Below are 13,702 nucleotides of genomic sequence, written 5' to 3'. Positions count from 1 at the left end.
TGCGCCGAGGTCGCCGCCGGCACCTGGTACACCTGGGGCGGCGGCCACGGCGACCGCCCCGGGGCCACCTACGGGCAGGTCGACCCCACCGACCCGGCCAGTGAACACGACCCCGAGCGGCGCGGCTTCGACTGCTCCGGCCTCGTCCGGTACGCGTATGCCCAGGCCACCGGTGGCACGGACATCCTCAACGGCGTCGCCAGCCAGCAGTACTACACGCACCGCGCCGCCGCCCGCTTCACCGCCGCCCAGGGCCTCGCCCCGCTGCTGCCCGGCGATCTCCTCGCCTACGGCAAGGACTCGACGGACATGCAGCACATCGCCATCTACCTCGGTGCCGGCAAGATGGTCGAGGCCAGGCAGTCCGGCACCAAGCTGATGGTGAGCGACGTCCGCCTGGGCAGCACCTACTTCGGCGCCGTCCGCGTCAACACCGGCGCGGTCACCGGCAAGATCCACCAGACCTGGGGCACCGGCGTCTGGACCAAGGCCGAGCCCCGCATCGCGGCCCGCCGCGTCTACGCCTTCCCGTACTCGACCACCATCCGTGTGTACTGCCAGAAGCACGCGGAGATGGTCAGGGCGGAGGGCTACGAGAACGACGTCTGGTCCTACCTGCCGGACTACAAGGCCTGGGTCACCAACATCTACATCAAGGGCCCGGCCTGGCTGGAGGGCGTGGACGACTGCAAGGACGTACCCCCCATCTCCTGAATCTCCTGACGGACTCGCGCCGGTGACCGTCGGGGGGCGGCCACCTGCGCGAGCCTCGCCCCGCCCGTACGCTGCGTCAGCGTACGGGCACTTTCTGTGGACAGTACGCCTGTCTTCCCGTCACTGTGGGTGCCGTCGGGGCATGGGGGCCACAGCGCACGAAGACCGGAGGTGGCCGCGGATGACGGGCGGCGGCAAGAGTGACGACCACGACGAGGCGTGGGCCGACGAGGGGACGGTGGTGGACCGCGAACCGGACCCCTCGGACAGTCTGCGGACCTGGGGCGCCGTGACGCAGGCGCTCCGCGAGCACGCGGGGTACAGCCGGGCCGAGTTCGCGGACCTCGTCCGCTTCTCCAGGCACATGGTGGAGTCGGTGGAGCAGGGGCGCCGGATGCCGGATGTCACGTACGTGGAGCGCGCCGACGAACTGCTCGGGAACACGGGGGCGTTGCGAAGGTCGTCACAGTACGTGACGAGGGGGAGGGGAGACGTGGGCCTGGCGGCCTGGTTCCGCCAGTGGGCCCGGCTGGAGCGGGTCGCGGTGAGCCTGTGCACCTACGAATGCAGGCTGGTGCCGGGGCTGTTGCAGTCGAGGGACTACGCGCGGGCGGTCTTCGAGGGGACCGTCCCGGTGACGCCGGACGACCAGCTGGACAACTTCATGGACCGGCGGATGGAACGGCAGCGGATGCTGTTCGAGCGGTCGACGACCCCCTTCAGCTTCATCGTCGAGGAGCATGTCCTCCGGCGGCGGTTCGGGGACGACGCGCGGATGCGGGGGCTGTTCGACCATGTGCTGGAACTGAGCGCGCCGCGCAATGTGACGCTCCAGATCGTGCCGCTGGAGGCCGGGTTGCACGCGTGTCTCGACGGGCCCGTGCAGCTGTTGGAGACGCCGAAGGGGCAGCGGCTCGCGTACTCGGAAGGGCAGCAGAACGGCCGTCTGATCTCCGACTCGAAAGAGGTGGGCCTGCTCCACCAGCGCTATGACACACTGCGCTCGCAGGCCCTCAATGCCAAGGATTCGCGGGCTCTGCTGGAGCGACTCCGAGGGGAACCAGACCTATGAACTCGACGGAACTGGCGTGGTTCAAGTCCAGCTACAGCGGCAGCCAGGGTGACAGCTGCGTCGAAGTCGCGGTCACCCGGCAGGCCGTGTGCGTGCGTGACTCCAAGGACGTGACCCTTGCGCACTTCGCGGTCGGACGTGCGGGATGGTCGCGGTTCGTGGGGTTCGTGGGATTCCAGGGAGACGGGGGAAGTCCGCGACAGGCGGGCCTCACCGCGTAGACCCGACGGTGGGCGCCTCCCGTTCGGGGGCGCCCACCGGCACGCCGGATGCCGCCACGGCGACCGCGCCGCGACCCGGTCCTCCGCCCGTGCTGTTGTGCCCCGTGGCCCGGTCGCAGGGCGGGTGTACCGGGCCACGGGAGTCCGGGATCAGTAGCCGTAGATCATCTTGTAGGCGACCTCGGGGAGGAACTGGCCCGCCGAGGAGCCGGATCCGACGCCGCAGTTGCCGTCGGACTCACCGGGAACCTTGATCCACAACAGCATCTCGGCGCCCCCGCCCATCTGGGTGGCGGGGCCGATGCGGCGCCCCGAGGGGTTGCACCACTGGCCGTTGGAGCCGTTGCCGTTGCGGCTGGTGTCCACGACGAAGGGCTTGGTGTAGCCGTAGCGGGCGCTGAGCTGACTGTTGACGGCGTTGCCGTAGGCGGTGTTCTCGGCGGTGGTGAGGTAGTTGGAGATGTTGAGCGAGAAGCCGTGGGCCTGACGGACGCCGGCCTCGTGGAGGCGCCGGGCCATGGTCGCCGCGTCCGTCCAGGCGGGGTTGCCGGCGTCCATGTAGACCCAGGTGTTGGGGGCCTGGCGGGCGAACTGGGAGACGGCACCGCTGAGCATGTTCTGGCGTTCGGTGATCTGGGCCTGGTTCATGCAGCCGTAGTCGCCGAGGGAATCCGGTTCCAGGATGACGACGGCCGGGCGGTTGCCTATTCCGCCGGCGAACTGGCTGATCCAGCTCGCGTAGGCGGACGGTGAGGAGGCCCCGCCCGCGGAGTGCCCGCCGCAGTAGTCGCGGTTGTAGACGTTGTACGCGACCATGATGGGCAGCTTGTCCCTGCTGTCGGCGGCGCCCGCGTACGAGCCCGCGGCGCTGCCGATGGCGCCGCTCCAGGAGCCGAACCAGCGGGCCGTGGGGGTGTTGGCGATGGAGGAGTTGATCGCGGACGCCCGGCCGTCGCCGGGGTTGGCGGCCGCCCACCTCTTCGCGCTGGAGTCGGGGTCCACATAGAACCCGCTGGTCATCGTGGTCGGGTCGGCCGCGTGGGCGGACGGCGCGACGGTGAGCGCCAGTGGCAGAGCGACGAGCGCTGCCGTCAGGACGCGGAGTCTGCGGCGCATGACATCACCTCGAATTCCTGGGAGGGACACGTCACGCGCTCTCGTCCCGAGCGTGTGACGCGCTGAGGAAGTGCGGTGGTAAGACGTTCCCCGGATGCTGGGAGCGCTCCCATTGGAAGCGCTCCCAGTGACACTGAGAACCTTCGGGGTGTGATGGGTATCGTGTGGCTGGCTGGGAGAACTGTCAAGAGCCGGAGTGTGAACCGCCTTCTGTACAGGGCGAGTTCGAGGCTCTACGGTCCTTGTGACCGGAAGCGCTCCCAGTTTTCGGGCCGAGGAGAAGGGGCTCGTGGTCATGGCAGCGGATCCGGCGCGTCGACAGCCCACGCTCGACGCCGTGGCCGAACTCGCCGGGGTCTCCCGGTCGGTGGCCTCCCGCGTCCTCAACAACGCACCGCACGTCAGCCGTTCGAAACGCGAGGCGGTCGAACGGGCCGTCCGGCAGCTCGGCTACGTACCCAATCCGAGCGCCCGCGCCCTGGTCACCCGGCAGACGGGAGCGGCCGCCCTGGTCATCTCCGGTGAGGAACCGTCGATCTTCGCGGATCCGTTCTTCGCCCAGGTGATCGTGGGGGCCTCGGCCGCGCTGGAGGAGGCCGACCTGCATCTGATGCTGTGCCTGGCCGCCTCCGACCGGGGCCGCAAACGGGTGGAGGAACTGCTCCGCTGCAAGGGCGCGGACGGCGTCATGATGATGGCGCTGCGGGAGGACGATCCACTGGCCCGGACGGCCGAGGAGGCGGACCTGCCCGTGGTGTTCGGCGGACGCCCGGTCGGGACGGTTCCCCGCTGGTACGTGGACGTCGACAACACCGGCGGGGCCCGCGAGGCGACCGAGCACCTGCTCTCACGCGGCAGGACTCGGGTGGCCGCGATCTGCGGGCGCCTGGACACCGAGGCGGGACGGGCCCGGTACCGCGGCTACCGGGACGCCATGCTGGCGGCCGGTCTCGATCCGTTCCCGCCGCGGGAGGGGGACTTCACCGAGTCCGGCGGCGCCGCCGTCATGGCCGCGCTGCTGGCCGAACACCCCGACCTGGACGGGGTGTTCGCCGCCAGCGACAACATGGGGGCGGGGGCGCTGCGCATTCTGCGTCAGGCGGGGCGGCCGGTCCCCGCGGACGTCGCCGTGGTCGGTTTCGACGACCTGGCGGTGGCCCGGATCGCCGATCCGCCGCTCACCACCGTCCACCAGCCCATCGCGGCCCTCGGACGGGAGATGGCGCGCATGCTCGTCGCGCTCATCGACGGTCAGGACCCCACCCCGCTGATCCTGCCCACCCGCCTGGTCGTCCGTTCCAGCACCTGACACAGCGGGGCCCGGGGCAGCGCGGCCGGGTGGAAATCTCACCCGGCCACGCGGCCCCGCTCGTTCTGGGCCTCAGGCTCCTCAGCCGGCCTGCTTGCGCACCTCGTCCAGCCGCACCGGCCGGTGCTCCGCCACCGACAGCGTCGCCGCCTCGGCGATCCAGCTGGCCTCGATGGCGTCGGCGACGGTGCAGGGGGAGGTGCGGGTGCCGGCGACGACCTCGGTGAAGGCGATGAGTTCGGCGCGGTAGGCGGGGGCGAAGCGGTCCATGAAGAAGTTGTGCGGGGGATCGGCGGGGAAGGTCACGCCCGGCTCGGCGGAGCGCAGCGGGAGCTGGGTGTCGAGGCCGGCGGCGATGCTGTCCTTCATGCCGTGGAGTTCCAGGCGGACGTCGTAACCGCGGGCGTTGTGGCGGGAGTTGGAGATGACGCCGATCGTGCCGTCGTCGAAGGTGAGCAGCGCGGAGGCGGTGTCGACGTCGCCGGCCTCCTTGATGTACGCCGCGCCGCGGTTGCCGCCGGTCGCGTAGACCTCCACGACCTCCCGGCCCGTCACCCAGCGGACGACGTCGAAGTCGTGCACCGCGCAGTCCCGGAAGATGCCGCCCGAGGACGCCACGTACCCGGCCGGCGGGGGCGCCGGGTCCAGGGTCGTGGAGCGCACGGTGTGCAGATCGCCGAGTTCGCCGTTCAGGAAGGCCTGCCGCGCGGTCACACAGCCCGCGTCGAAGCGGCGGTTGAAACCGATCTGGACCTGCACGTCGCTGTTCTCGACGGCGCGCAGCACATCGAGGCTCTCCTCGATCGTCTTCGCCACCGGCTTCTCGCAGAACACCGGGATGCCCGCCTCGACCGCGGCCAGGATCAGCCCCGGGTGCGCGTCCGTCGCGGCGGTGACCACGACACCGTCGATCCCGGAGGCGAACACCGCCTCGGGCGAGTCGGCCACCGTCGCGCCGAACTTCTCGGCGGCGGAGGCGGCGGCCGCGGCCAGCGGGTCGGAGACCACCAGCTGCTCCACGACGTCGAGCCCGGCGAGGGTCCCGGCGTGGAAGGCGCCGATGCGGCCCAGCCCCAGGATGCCAATGCGCATGACGAGTGTCCCTTTCGAAAAGTGCGGATGTGACAGGAGGGAAGCGGGGTCAGTCGGAGGTGCCCAGGACGTTCTGGTCCCAGTCGATCACCGAACCGGTCACCACGCCGCTGCGGGCGGACAGCAGCAGGACGACGAAGTCGGCGATCTCGTCGACCTGGCCGAGCCTGCCCATCGGGAGGCGCTCGGCGGCCCGCTCGCGCCAGTCGTCGCCCGCGCCGTGGAACTCGCGCTGGATCGCGTCCTCGCCCTCGGTCTCCGTCCAGCCGATGTTGAGGTCGTTGATCCGGATGCGGTCCCAGCGGTGGGCGTGGGCCGCGTTGCGGGTGAGGCCGGCGAGGCCGGCCTTCGCGGCGGAGTAGGGGGCCAGGTGCGGCGGGCCGCCGTGCGCGCAGTTGGATCCGATGTTGACGATCGTGCCGGGTGCCTCGCGGGCGACGAGGTGTTCCACCACCGCCTGCATGGCGAAGAAGGGGGCGCGCAGGTTGATCGCGATGTGGGCGTCGAACAGTTCGGGCGAGGTGTCGAGGAGCGAGCCCCGGGAGGTCAGGCCGGCCGCGTTGACGAGACTGTCGACCCGGCCGTGGGCCGCGACCACTCGTTCCACGGCACCGCGTACCTGCGCCGGGTCCGCCAGGTCGGCCCGCACGAACGTGGCCCCGGTGTCCGCCGCGAGCTTCTCGCCGACCTCGGCACGGCGGCCGGTGAACGCGACGGTCGCACCCTCGCGCAGGGCCGCCCGGACGATGCCCGCGCCGACGCCCTGGCTGCCGCCGTTGACGAGGACGACCTTGTCCTCCAGTAGTGCCATGAGGGGGAGTTTCCTTCCGGGCTGGGCCCGGTGGGTGCCGGGTCCGTCGACAGGCCTGGTCGCGGGAGCTTCCACGGCGCCCTCGCCTCTGTCAGTCTTGGGGCGCGTGGCCCCTCGTACAACCCGCAGCGGGCCATCAAAAACCCATCATCCGGACCACACCGAGATCCAGGACGCACCGCCATGACACACCCCTACACGATCCGTGAGATCGCCCGGCAGGCCGGCCTGAGCCAGGCCACGGTCGACCGGGTCCTCAACGGCCGGGGCGGGGTGCGGGAGAGCACCGCCCGCGAGGTGCAGCAGGCCGTCAAGGACCTGGACCGGCAGCGGACGCAGGTGCGCATCGGCGGCCGTACGTTCATGGTCGACATCGTGATGCAGACCCCGGACCGGTTCTCCACGGCGGTCCGGGAGGCGCTGGAGGCCGAACTGCCGTCGCTTCATCCGGCCGTCGTGCGGTCCCGCTTCCACTTCCGTGAGACGGGGTCCGCCTCGGAGATGGTCAGGGTGCTCGACCGGATCGGCCGGCGCGGTTCGCAGGGTGTGATCCTCAAGGCACCGGACGTCCCGGAGGTGACCGGGGCCGTCGAACGGCTGGTCGCGGCCGGGGTCCCCGTGGTCACCTTCGTGACGGACCTGCCGAGCAGCCCGCGCGGTGCGTACGTCGGCATAGACAACCGGGCCGCCGGGGCGACCGCCGCGTATCTGCTCCGGCAGTGGCTCGGCGACCGGCCGGGTGCCGTGCTGGTGACGATCAGCCGCAGCTTCTACCGCAACGAGGAGGAGCGCGAGATGGGCTTCCGCGGGGTGATGCGGGCCGTCGAGCCGCGGCGGACCCTCGTCGAGGTCACCGACAGCGACGGTCTCGACGCCACCCAGCGCGACCTCGTCCTCGACGCGCTGCGGCGGGAGCCGGGGATCGCCGCCGTCTACTCGATCGGCGGCGGCAACACCGCGACGCTCGACGCCTTCGCCGCGCTCGGCCGGGAGCCGCACGTCTTCGTCGCCCACGACCTCGACCACGACAACACCCGGCTGCTGCGCGAGCACCGCCTCTCCGCCGTGCTCCACCACGACCTCCGCCAGGACGTACGTCGCGCCTGCCAGATGATCATGCGAGCCCATCAGGCCCTCCCCGACGAGGGCCCGTTCCTCCCGTCGGCGATCCAGGTGGTGACGCCTTACAACTTGCCGCCCGGGGCCGGGGCCGTCACCGGCTAGCCCCTCAGGGGGCGTCGGCTCCCGCCCGGAACGTACGCCGATACGTCAGCGGCGGCACACCGATCGCCGCGTGCAGGTGCTGGCGCAGGGAGGTGCCCGTGCCGAAGCCGACGTGGCCGGCGATCTCGTCGACCGGGAGGTCGGTGGATTCCAGGAGGTGGCGGGCGCGGGCCACGCGTTGCTGGACGAGCCAGCGGCCGGGGCTCATGCCGACCTCGTCGTTGAAGCGGCGGGCGAAGGTGCGCAGGCTCATCCGGGCGTGCTGGGCGAGGTCGGCCAGCGCCAGCGGAGCGTCCAGGTGTTCGAGCACCCACTGCCGGGTGGCGGCGGTGCCGCTGGTCGGGTCCTGGGGGACGGGCTGTTCGATGTACTGGGCCTGGCCGCCCTCCCGCCACGGTGGCACCACGCAGCGGCGGGCGACCCGGTTGGCGACCTCACTGCCGTGGTCCCTGCGCACGAGGTGCAGACAGAGGTCGATGCCGGACGCGGCGCCGGCCGAGGTGAGGACGTCGCCGTCGTCGACGAACAGCACGTCCGGGTCCAGGTCGACCTTCGGGAAGAGGTCGCGGAACGTCTCGGCCAGCGCCCAGTGCGTGGTGGCGGGCCGGCCGTCCAGCAGCCCGGCCGCGGCGAGCACGAAGGCGCCGGTGCAGATGGACACCAGCCGGGTGCCGGGCCGGATCCGCGCGAGCGCCGCCGCCACGGGTCCCGGCAGCTTTGCCGACATCAGCCGCGCCGCCGCGGGGGTGAGGCCGAAGGAGACGACGATCACGGTGTCGGCCGTGTCCAGGACCTCGGGGCCGTGATCGACGGCTACGGCGAAATCGGCGGCCGAACGCACCGGGCGCCCGTCCGTGGTGCAGGTCAGCACCTCGTACAGGCCTTCGGTCGCGTCGAAGATGCGGCTCGGGACGCCGAGTTCGAAGGGGTAGACCCCGTCGAGGGCGAGGACCACCACACGGTGCGCGGATGTCATACGACCAGTGTGGCACGATCCCATCGAATGATGGCCATCATGCCATTGTCGTGATCGTTGGCCCGCCGCAGGCTGGACGCATGACGGAGACCGGGAACGACACCAAGAACGACATCAAGAACGACAGCGCCACCATGCGGGCGATGACCCAGGACGCCTTCGGTGGCCCCGAGGTGCTGCGGGAGGCCGCACTGCCGCGTCCCGTGCCGGGCATGAGCGAGATCCTCGTCCGGGTGCACGCGGCCGGCGTCAACCCCACCGACTGGAAGAACCGCGCCTTCGGACTGTGGCACCCGGACCCGCTGCCCGTCCTCGGCTGGGACGTCTCGGGGGTCGTGGAGCGGGTCGGCCTGGGAGTCACCCTGTTCAAGCCGGGCGACGAGGTCTTCGGGATGCTCCCCTATCCGCACCGCGCGGGCGCGTACGCCGAGTACGCCAAGGCGCCCGCCCGGTCCTTCGCACACAAGCCGGCCGGTATCGACCACATCCAGGCCGGGGCCCTGCCGCTTGCCGCGCTCACCGCGTACCAGGCGCTCGTCGACACCGCCGCCGTACGGCCGGGGCAGCGTGTCCTGATCCATGCCGCCGCCGGGGGAGTGGGCCACCTGGCCGTGCAGATCGCCAAGGCGCGCGGCGCGTACGTCATCGGGACCGCCAGCGCGGGCAAGCACGAACTGCTGCGTGAGCTGGGCGCGGACGAACTGATCGACTACCGGACCACGGACTTCACGGAGGCCGTCACCGACGTCGACGTGGTCCTGGACACCCTCTCCGGTGACGTCCGCAGTCGTTCCCTCGACGTCCTGCGCGAGGGCGGCGTCCTCGTCACGATCCTGCCGCACGGCTACGACGAGGACCGGAAGCGGGCCGCGGAGCTGGGCGTACGGCTGGAGCCGATGCTCGTCGAGGCCGACCACGAGGGGATGCGGGCCATCGCAGAGCTGGTGGAGAAGGGGCAGTTGCGGGCTGTCGTCGACGCGACCTTCCCGCTGGCCGGGGCCGCCGAGGCACATGCTCACGGGGAGACCGACCGGACGACCGGGAAGATCGTCCTCACGGTTCGCTGAGCCGGGCCCCGCACGGGGGCGGCTCGCGGTGAGCCCGTCGGTCAGCTCCTGACGAGTTCGGCGGTCCGGCGCTCGGCGGGGGTCACCACGGCCATGGTCACCGTCTCGTTCGCGGTCGCCGTGGCCGTCAGCGCGTTCCGGCCCTCCCGGTTGCGGAACAGCCAGGCGATGTCCCGCCCGAACGACCAGAGCAGCGAGCCCAGCGCCAGCGCGACCAGGCCGAAGCCGACCGCGTACGGCAGCAGGCCCGAGGCGGCGACCAGCAGGAAGACGCCCTGGACCGCGGCGACCGTCTTGCGGGCCATGCTGTGCGGGAGGGAGCCGTTCAGCCACGGCATGATCTTGGCGGCGGCGACGAAGACGTACCGCATGAGACCGATCAGCAGCACCCACGGGCCCATCGACATGGAGACGTACACGCTCAGCACCAGGATCAGGAACGCGTCGACCTCCATGTCGAAGCGGGCGCCCAGCGCGGTCGAGGTGTTCGTGCGCCGGGCCACCTTGCCGTCGACGCCGTCGAGGATCAGGGCCACGGCGGTCAGACCGACGAAGAGCGAGACGGGCGGTGAGCTCTGGAACGAGTCGGCGACCAGGGCGGTGACGGCGCCGACGAGTATCGCCCGCCCGAGGGTGACGCGGTTGGCGGGGCCGAACGTGCGGGTCCGGGTGCGCAGCAGGGCGCGGTTGAGGACGGCCCAGGTGGCGAGCCCGAAGGCCAGCCCGGTCAGCCAGCCCGCCGGGCCCAGTCCGATCGCCGTGCCCAGGTAGGCGAGGAGCAGTACCTGGGCGCCCGCGCCCACCGTCGTCTCCGAGAGCAACAGCCGGCCGTCGTATGTGTTGATCAGGGCCACCGCATACCTTCCGAACGTGTGACAAGTGGATCATCGCCGCGTACCGTGTCCGCGACTTCCACCGCTGCGTACGTGGCGAACCGCTCGACCGTTCACGGAGACGCACATGAAACCGACAGCCAAGGCCTTCTGGCTACGCTCCCCGGGGCAGGGCGAGATCCGTGCGGAGACCCTCGCCGAACCCGGCGAGAACGAGGTCCTCGTCCGTGCGCTGTACTCAGGAGTCAGCCGGGGCACCGAGACGCTCGTGTTCCGCGGCCAGGTGCCCGAGAACCAGCACGCGACCATGCGCGCGCCCTTCCAGGAGGGCGAGTTCCCCGCTCCCGTGAAGTACGGCTATCTCAGCGTCGGGCGGGTGGAAGAGGGGCCGGACGCACTGGTCGGCAGGACCGTCTTCTGCCTGTATCCGCACCAGAGCCGCTACGTCGTTCCCGTGAGCGCCGTCACCGTCGTGCCGGAGTCCGTGCCCGCGGCGCGGGCCGTCCTCGCCGGGACCGTGGAGACCGCCGTCAACGCCCTGTGGGACGCGGCCCCCCTCATCGGGGACCGGATCGCCGTCGTGGGCGGCGGCATGGTCGGCTGCTCGGTCGCCGCGCTGCTCGCCCGCTACCCGGGCGTACGGGTCCAGCTCGTCGACGCCGACCCGGCGCGCGCCGACATCGCCCGCGCGCTCGGCGTCGACTTCGCGCTGCCCGGGGACGCGCTGGGCGAGTGCGACCTCGTCGTGCACGCCAGCGCGAACGAAACCGGGCTCGTACGCTCCCTGGAACTTCTCGCCGCCGAGGGCACGGTCATCGAACTGAGCTGGTACGGCGACCGCCGGATCGCCCTGCCGCTCGGCGAGGCCTTCCACTCGCGCCGGCTCACCATCCGCAGCAGCCAGGTCGGAACCGTCTCCCCGGCCGGACGCGTCGGACGTACGTACGCGGACCGGCTGGCGCTCGCCCTCGAACTCCTCGCCGACGCCCGCTTCGACGCGCTGGTCACCGGAGAATGTGCCTTCGAGGAGCTCCCGGACGTCATGCCGAAGCTGGCGAGCGGAGAGCTGCCGGGGATGTGCCATAGGGTCCGCTACGACGCCGAGTGAGCCAGAGGTCGAGTGTTCCGCGTCACCCCACCCGCCCCTGAACTGCCCGAACGGAACATTGACCTCCAAAGAAACCGCAAAACTCGGCTGAACAACGGGTAGGGGGCAGCCGTACTACACGGCATGCCCCGGCCCGGGGGCAGACGTACCGCACTGGAGGGTCGTCCGTTGTTCAGCATCACCGTCCGCGATCACATCATGATCGCCCACAGCTTCCGCGGGGAGGTCTTCGGACCCGCGCAGCGCCTTCACGGCGCCACGTTCCTCGTGGACGCCACCTTCCGACGCGCCGAACTGGACGACGACAACATCGTCGTAGACATCGGGCTGGCGACGCAGGAGCTCGGGGCCGTGGTGAGCGAGTTGAACTATCGCAACCTCGACAACGAGCCCGTCTTCGCCCACACGAACACCTCCACGGAGTTCCTGGCCAAGGTGATCGCCGACCGCCTCGCCGAGCGGATCCACAAGGGTGCCCTGGGGGAGAATGCCAAGGGCATCGCGGGAATCACGGTCACCCTGCACGAGTCGCACATCGCCTGGGCGAGTTACGAGCGTGCTCTGTGACCGACGTGACCATCGACCGGGCGGCCGTCGGCACCACCGCCCAGGCAGACGGGGGAGAGCAGTTGAGGCTCGGCTATGTGCCCGTGCAGAACGCGGCGCTGAAGAACGCGGCCATCGTCCCGATGTCGCTGCGTTCCCTGCACTTCGTGATGCCGGGTGGCGTGGACGACCTGGCCCGGCCCAGCGGCGGCAACGCCTACGACCGCCGGATCTGCCTGGACCTGCCCGGCTTCGGCTGGCAGGTCAACAAGCACGCCATCGACGGCAGCTGGCCCAGCCCGTCCGAGACGGCACGCGCCGAACTCGCCCGTACGCTGAGCGAATTCCCCGACGGCACGGTCGTCCTCCTCGACGGCCTGGTCGCCTGCGGAGTCCCGGAGATCATCCTCCCCGAGGCCGAGCGCCTCTGCCTGGCCGTGCTGGTGCATCTGCCGCTCGGCGACGAGACGGGCCTGGAGCCCGACGTCGCCGCCGAACTCGACGCCAAGGAGCGGGCGACCCTGCGGGGCGTGTCCGCCGTGATCGCGACCAGCGACTGGGCCGTCCGCAGACTCGTGTCACACCACGGGCTCGCCCCCGACCGCGTCCATGTCGCCGCCCCCGGCGCAGACATCGCGCCCCTCGCCTCCGGCACCGACGGCGTCTCCCGGCTGCTGTGCGTGGCCGCGGTCACCCCGCGCAAGGGGCAGCACCGGCTGGTGGAGGCCCTCGCGACCGTCACCGAACTGCGCTGGAGCTGTGTGCTGGTGGGCAGCCTCGACCAGGAGCCCGAGTACGTCGACCACATCCGCACGCTGATCGCGAAGTTCGGCCTGGAGGACCGGTTCGACCTCGCAGGACCGCAGGCCGGCGCACGACTCGACGCCAGCTACGCCGCCGCCGACCTGATGGTCCTCACCTCCTACGCCGAGACGTACGGCATGGCGGTCACCGAAGCCCTCGCACGCGGAATCCCCGTCCTGGCCACGGACGTCGGCGGTCTCCCCGAGGCCGTCGGACGTGCCCCCGACGGCGGCGTCCCCGGCATCCTCGTCCCGCCGGAGAACCCCGCGGCCATCGCGGCGGAGCTGCGCGGCTGGTTCGGGGAGGCCGACGTACGGCGTCGGCTGAAGGCCGCGGCGCGCGGGCGACGGGCCGCGCTGGACGGGTGGGCGACCACGGCCCGTAGCCTCGCCCATGTACTGGGACGGCTGCGGCACGAACCTCGGAGGGCGGCATGACCACTTCTGCCGATATGACCGCGTCCGCGGGTGGGCCCCTGTCCGTGGGTGCCACCGCCGCCGCGGGTGCGGCTGTTTCCGGTGCCGCGCTGAGCATGGCGGGGCGCGGTGGTGACACGCCGGCGCCCGAGGGACACCAGTACGCGCCGCAGTGGCTGGAGCTGCGCGAGAGCGCCGACGCCGACGCCCGTGCGGCGGATCTGCTGGACCCGCTGAGGATCCGTCTCGCGAACCTGCCCGGCCGGGCCACCGGGCTGACCGTCCACGACCTGGGCTGCGGCACCGGCTCGATGGGCCGCTGGCTCGCGCCCCGGCTGGACGGCGCCCAGCGGTGGGTCCTGCACGACCAGGACCCGAACCTGCTGCCGCTGG

General features: G+C 71.4%; 14 protein-coding genes and 1 pseudogene. 10 read left to right on the top strand and 5 right to left on the bottom strand.

From position 1 onward, the window contains the following. The 3 genes from AWZ10_RS02385 to AWZ10_RS02375 all read left to right on the top strand — a co-directional run. The coding region (locus tag AWZ10_RS02385; RefSeq protein WP_060890323.1) for a C40 family peptidase at window positions 1-714 on the top strand (714 nt) is incomplete at its 5' end. 181 nt (window positions 715-895) lie between these two features. Then, on the top strand, window positions 896-1,786 hold the full coding sequence (locus AWZ10_RS02380; protein WP_060890322.1) for a helix-turn-helix domain-containing protein: 891 nt from the start codon (window positions 896-898) through the stop codon (window positions 1,784-1,786). Next, window positions 1,783-2,007, top strand: a complete 225-nt coding sequence (locus tag AWZ10_RS02375) for a DUF397 domain-containing protein (protein ID WP_060890321.1) — start codon at window positions 1,783-1,785, stop codon at window positions 2,005-2,007. The genes AWZ10_RS02380 and AWZ10_RS02375 overlap by 4 nt, the downstream gene beginning before the upstream one ends. Before the next feature lie 150 nt (window positions 2,008-2,157). On the opposite strand, the gene AWZ10_RS02370 is transcribed toward AWZ10_RS02375, so the two are convergent. Next, window positions 2,158-3,123: a glycoside hydrolase family 6 protein gene (locus AWZ10_RS02370; RefSeq protein ID WP_046706061.1), complete on the bottom strand. Its 966-nt coding sequence runs from the start codon at window positions 3,121-3,123 to the stop codon at window positions 2,158-2,160. A gap of 295 nt (window positions 3,124-3,418) precedes the next feature. Between AWZ10_RS02370 and AWZ10_RS02365 the strand changes: the two genes are divergently transcribed. Beyond that, a complete protein-coding gene (locus AWZ10_RS02365; RefSeq protein ID WP_046706069.1) occupies window positions 3,419-4,432 on the top strand; it encodes a LacI family DNA-binding transcriptional regulator in 1,014 nt (337 codons plus the stop codon). Between the two features lie 81 nt (window positions 4,433-4,513). Here the strand turns inward: AWZ10_RS02365 and AWZ10_RS02360 are convergent, their stop codons facing one another. After that, complete coding sequence (locus AWZ10_RS02360) at window positions 4,514-5,524, bottom strand: Gfo/Idh/MocA family protein (RefSeq protein ID WP_060890320.1); 1,011 nt, start codon at window positions 5,522-5,524, stop codon at window positions 4,514-4,516. A gap of 49 nt (window positions 5,525-5,573) precedes the next feature. Then, the gene (locus AWZ10_RS02355; RefSeq protein WP_037704267.1) at window positions 5,574-6,335 is read right to left on the bottom strand and encodes an SDR family oxidoreductase; all 762 of its coding nucleotides are present in this window, start codon (window positions 6,333-6,335) and stop codon (window positions 5,574-5,576) included. A 183-nt stretch (window positions 6,336-6,518) separates the two neighbouring features. Here AWZ10_RS02355 and AWZ10_RS02350 point away from each other — a divergent pair, with 183 nt between their 5' ends. Continuing rightward, the gene (locus AWZ10_RS02350) at window positions 6,519-7,559 is read left to right on the top strand and encodes a LacI family DNA-binding transcriptional regulator (protein WP_060890319.1); all 1,041 of its coding nucleotides are present in this window, start codon (window positions 6,519-6,521) and stop codon (window positions 7,557-7,559) included. A gap of 4 nt (window positions 7,560-7,563) precedes the next feature. Here the strand turns inward: AWZ10_RS02350 and AWZ10_RS02345 are convergent, their stop codons facing one another. Beyond that, entirely contained in the window at window positions 7,564-8,535 is a 972-nt protein-coding gene (locus AWZ10_RS02345; RefSeq protein ID WP_046706058.1) for a GlxA family transcriptional regulator, read from the bottom strand. Window positions 8,536-8,615: 80 nt separating this feature from the next. On the opposite strand from AWZ10_RS02345, the gene AWZ10_RS02340 reads away from it, so the two are divergent. Next, window positions 8,616-9,602 carry an NADP-dependent oxidoreductase gene (locus AWZ10_RS02340; protein ID WP_060890318.1) on the top strand — a complete coding sequence of 329 codons (987 nt, stop codon included), beginning with the start codon at window positions 8,616-8,618 and terminating at the stop codon, window positions 9,600-9,602. Between the two features lie 41 nt (window positions 9,603-9,643). Here AWZ10_RS02340 and AWZ10_RS02335 read toward each other — a convergent pair whose 3' ends face one another. Further along, window positions 9,644-10,456, bottom strand: coding sequence for a CDP-alcohol phosphatidyltransferase family protein (locus AWZ10_RS02335; protein WP_060890317.1), 813 nt, complete (start codon window positions 10,454-10,456; stop codon window positions 9,644-9,646). A 106-nt stretch (window positions 10,457-10,562) separates the two neighbouring features. Here AWZ10_RS02335 and AWZ10_RS02330 point away from each other — a divergent pair, with 106 nt between their 5' ends. The 4 genes and pseudogenes from AWZ10_RS02330 to AWZ10_RS02315 all read left to right on the top strand — a co-directional run. Beyond that, window positions 10,563-11,543, top strand: a complete 981-nt coding sequence (locus AWZ10_RS02330) for a zinc-dependent alcohol dehydrogenase (RefSeq protein WP_060890316.1) — start codon at window positions 10,563-10,565, stop codon at window positions 11,541-11,543. Window positions 11,544-11,711: 168 nt separating this feature from the next. Beyond that, window positions 11,712-12,110 (top strand): 6-pyruvoyl trahydropterin synthase family protein, encoded by a 399-nt coding sequence (locus AWZ10_RS02325; protein WP_046706054.1) that lies wholly within the window; start codon window positions 11,712-11,714, stop codon window positions 12,108-12,110. Then, window positions 12,107-13,330: a glycosyltransferase family 4 protein gene (locus AWZ10_RS02320; protein ID WP_046706053.1), complete on the top strand. Its 1,224-nt coding sequence runs from the start codon at window positions 12,107-12,109 to the stop codon at window positions 13,328-13,330. The genes AWZ10_RS02325 and AWZ10_RS02320 overlap by 4 nt, the downstream gene beginning before the upstream one ends. Next, window positions 13,327-13,702, top strand: a pseudogene (locus AWZ10_RS02315) (SAM-dependent methyltransferase); the annotation flags it as partial. The gene AWZ10_RS02320 and the pseudogene AWZ10_RS02315, both read left to right, overlap by 4 nt.

Source organism: Streptomyces europaeiscabiei, assembly GCF_001550375.1.
Lineage (GTDB): Bacteria > Actinomycetota > Actinomycetes > Streptomycetales > Streptomycetaceae > Streptomyces > Streptomyces europaeiscabiei.
Note: the sequence above shows the minus strand (reverse complement) of the source record. Positions and strands in the feature narration are given on the sequence as shown.

Coding starts and splice junctions, on each gene's coding strand:
- AWZ10_RS02380 (WP_060890322.1), top strand. CDS start 896: ATGACGGGCGGCGGCAAGAGTGACGACCACGACGAGGCGTGGGCCGAC.
- AWZ10_RS02375 (WP_060890321.1), top strand. CDS start 1,783: ATGAACTCGACGGAACTGGCGTGGTTCAAGTCCAGCTACAGCGGCAGC.
- AWZ10_RS02370 (WP_046706061.1), bottom strand. CDS start 3,123: ATGCGCCGCAGACTCCGCGTCCTGACGGCAGCGCTCGTCGCTCTGCCA.
- AWZ10_RS02365 (WP_046706069.1), top strand. CDS start 3,419: ATGGCAGCGGATCCGGCGCGTCGACAGCCCACGCTCGACGCCGTGGCC.
- AWZ10_RS02360 (WP_060890320.1), bottom strand. CDS start 5,524: ATGCGCATTGGCATCCTGGGGCTGGGCCGCATCGGCGCCTTCCACGCC.
- AWZ10_RS02355 (WP_037704267.1), bottom strand. CDS start 6,335: ATGGCACTACTGGAGGACAAGGTCGTCCTCGTCAACGGCGGCAGCCAG.
- AWZ10_RS02350 (WP_060890319.1), top strand. CDS start 6,519: ATGACACACCCCTACACGATCCGTGAGATCGCCCGGCAGGCCGGCCTG.
- AWZ10_RS02345 (WP_046706058.1), bottom strand. CDS start 8,535: ATGACATCCGCGCACCGTGTGGTGGTCCTCGCCCTCGACGGGGTCTAC.
- AWZ10_RS02340 (WP_060890318.1), top strand. CDS start 8,616: ATGACGGAGACCGGGAACGACACCAAGAACGACATCAAGAACGACAGC.
- AWZ10_RS02330 (WP_060890316.1), top strand. CDS start 10,563: ATGAAACCGACAGCCAAGGCCTTCTGGCTACGCTCCCCGGGGCAGGGC.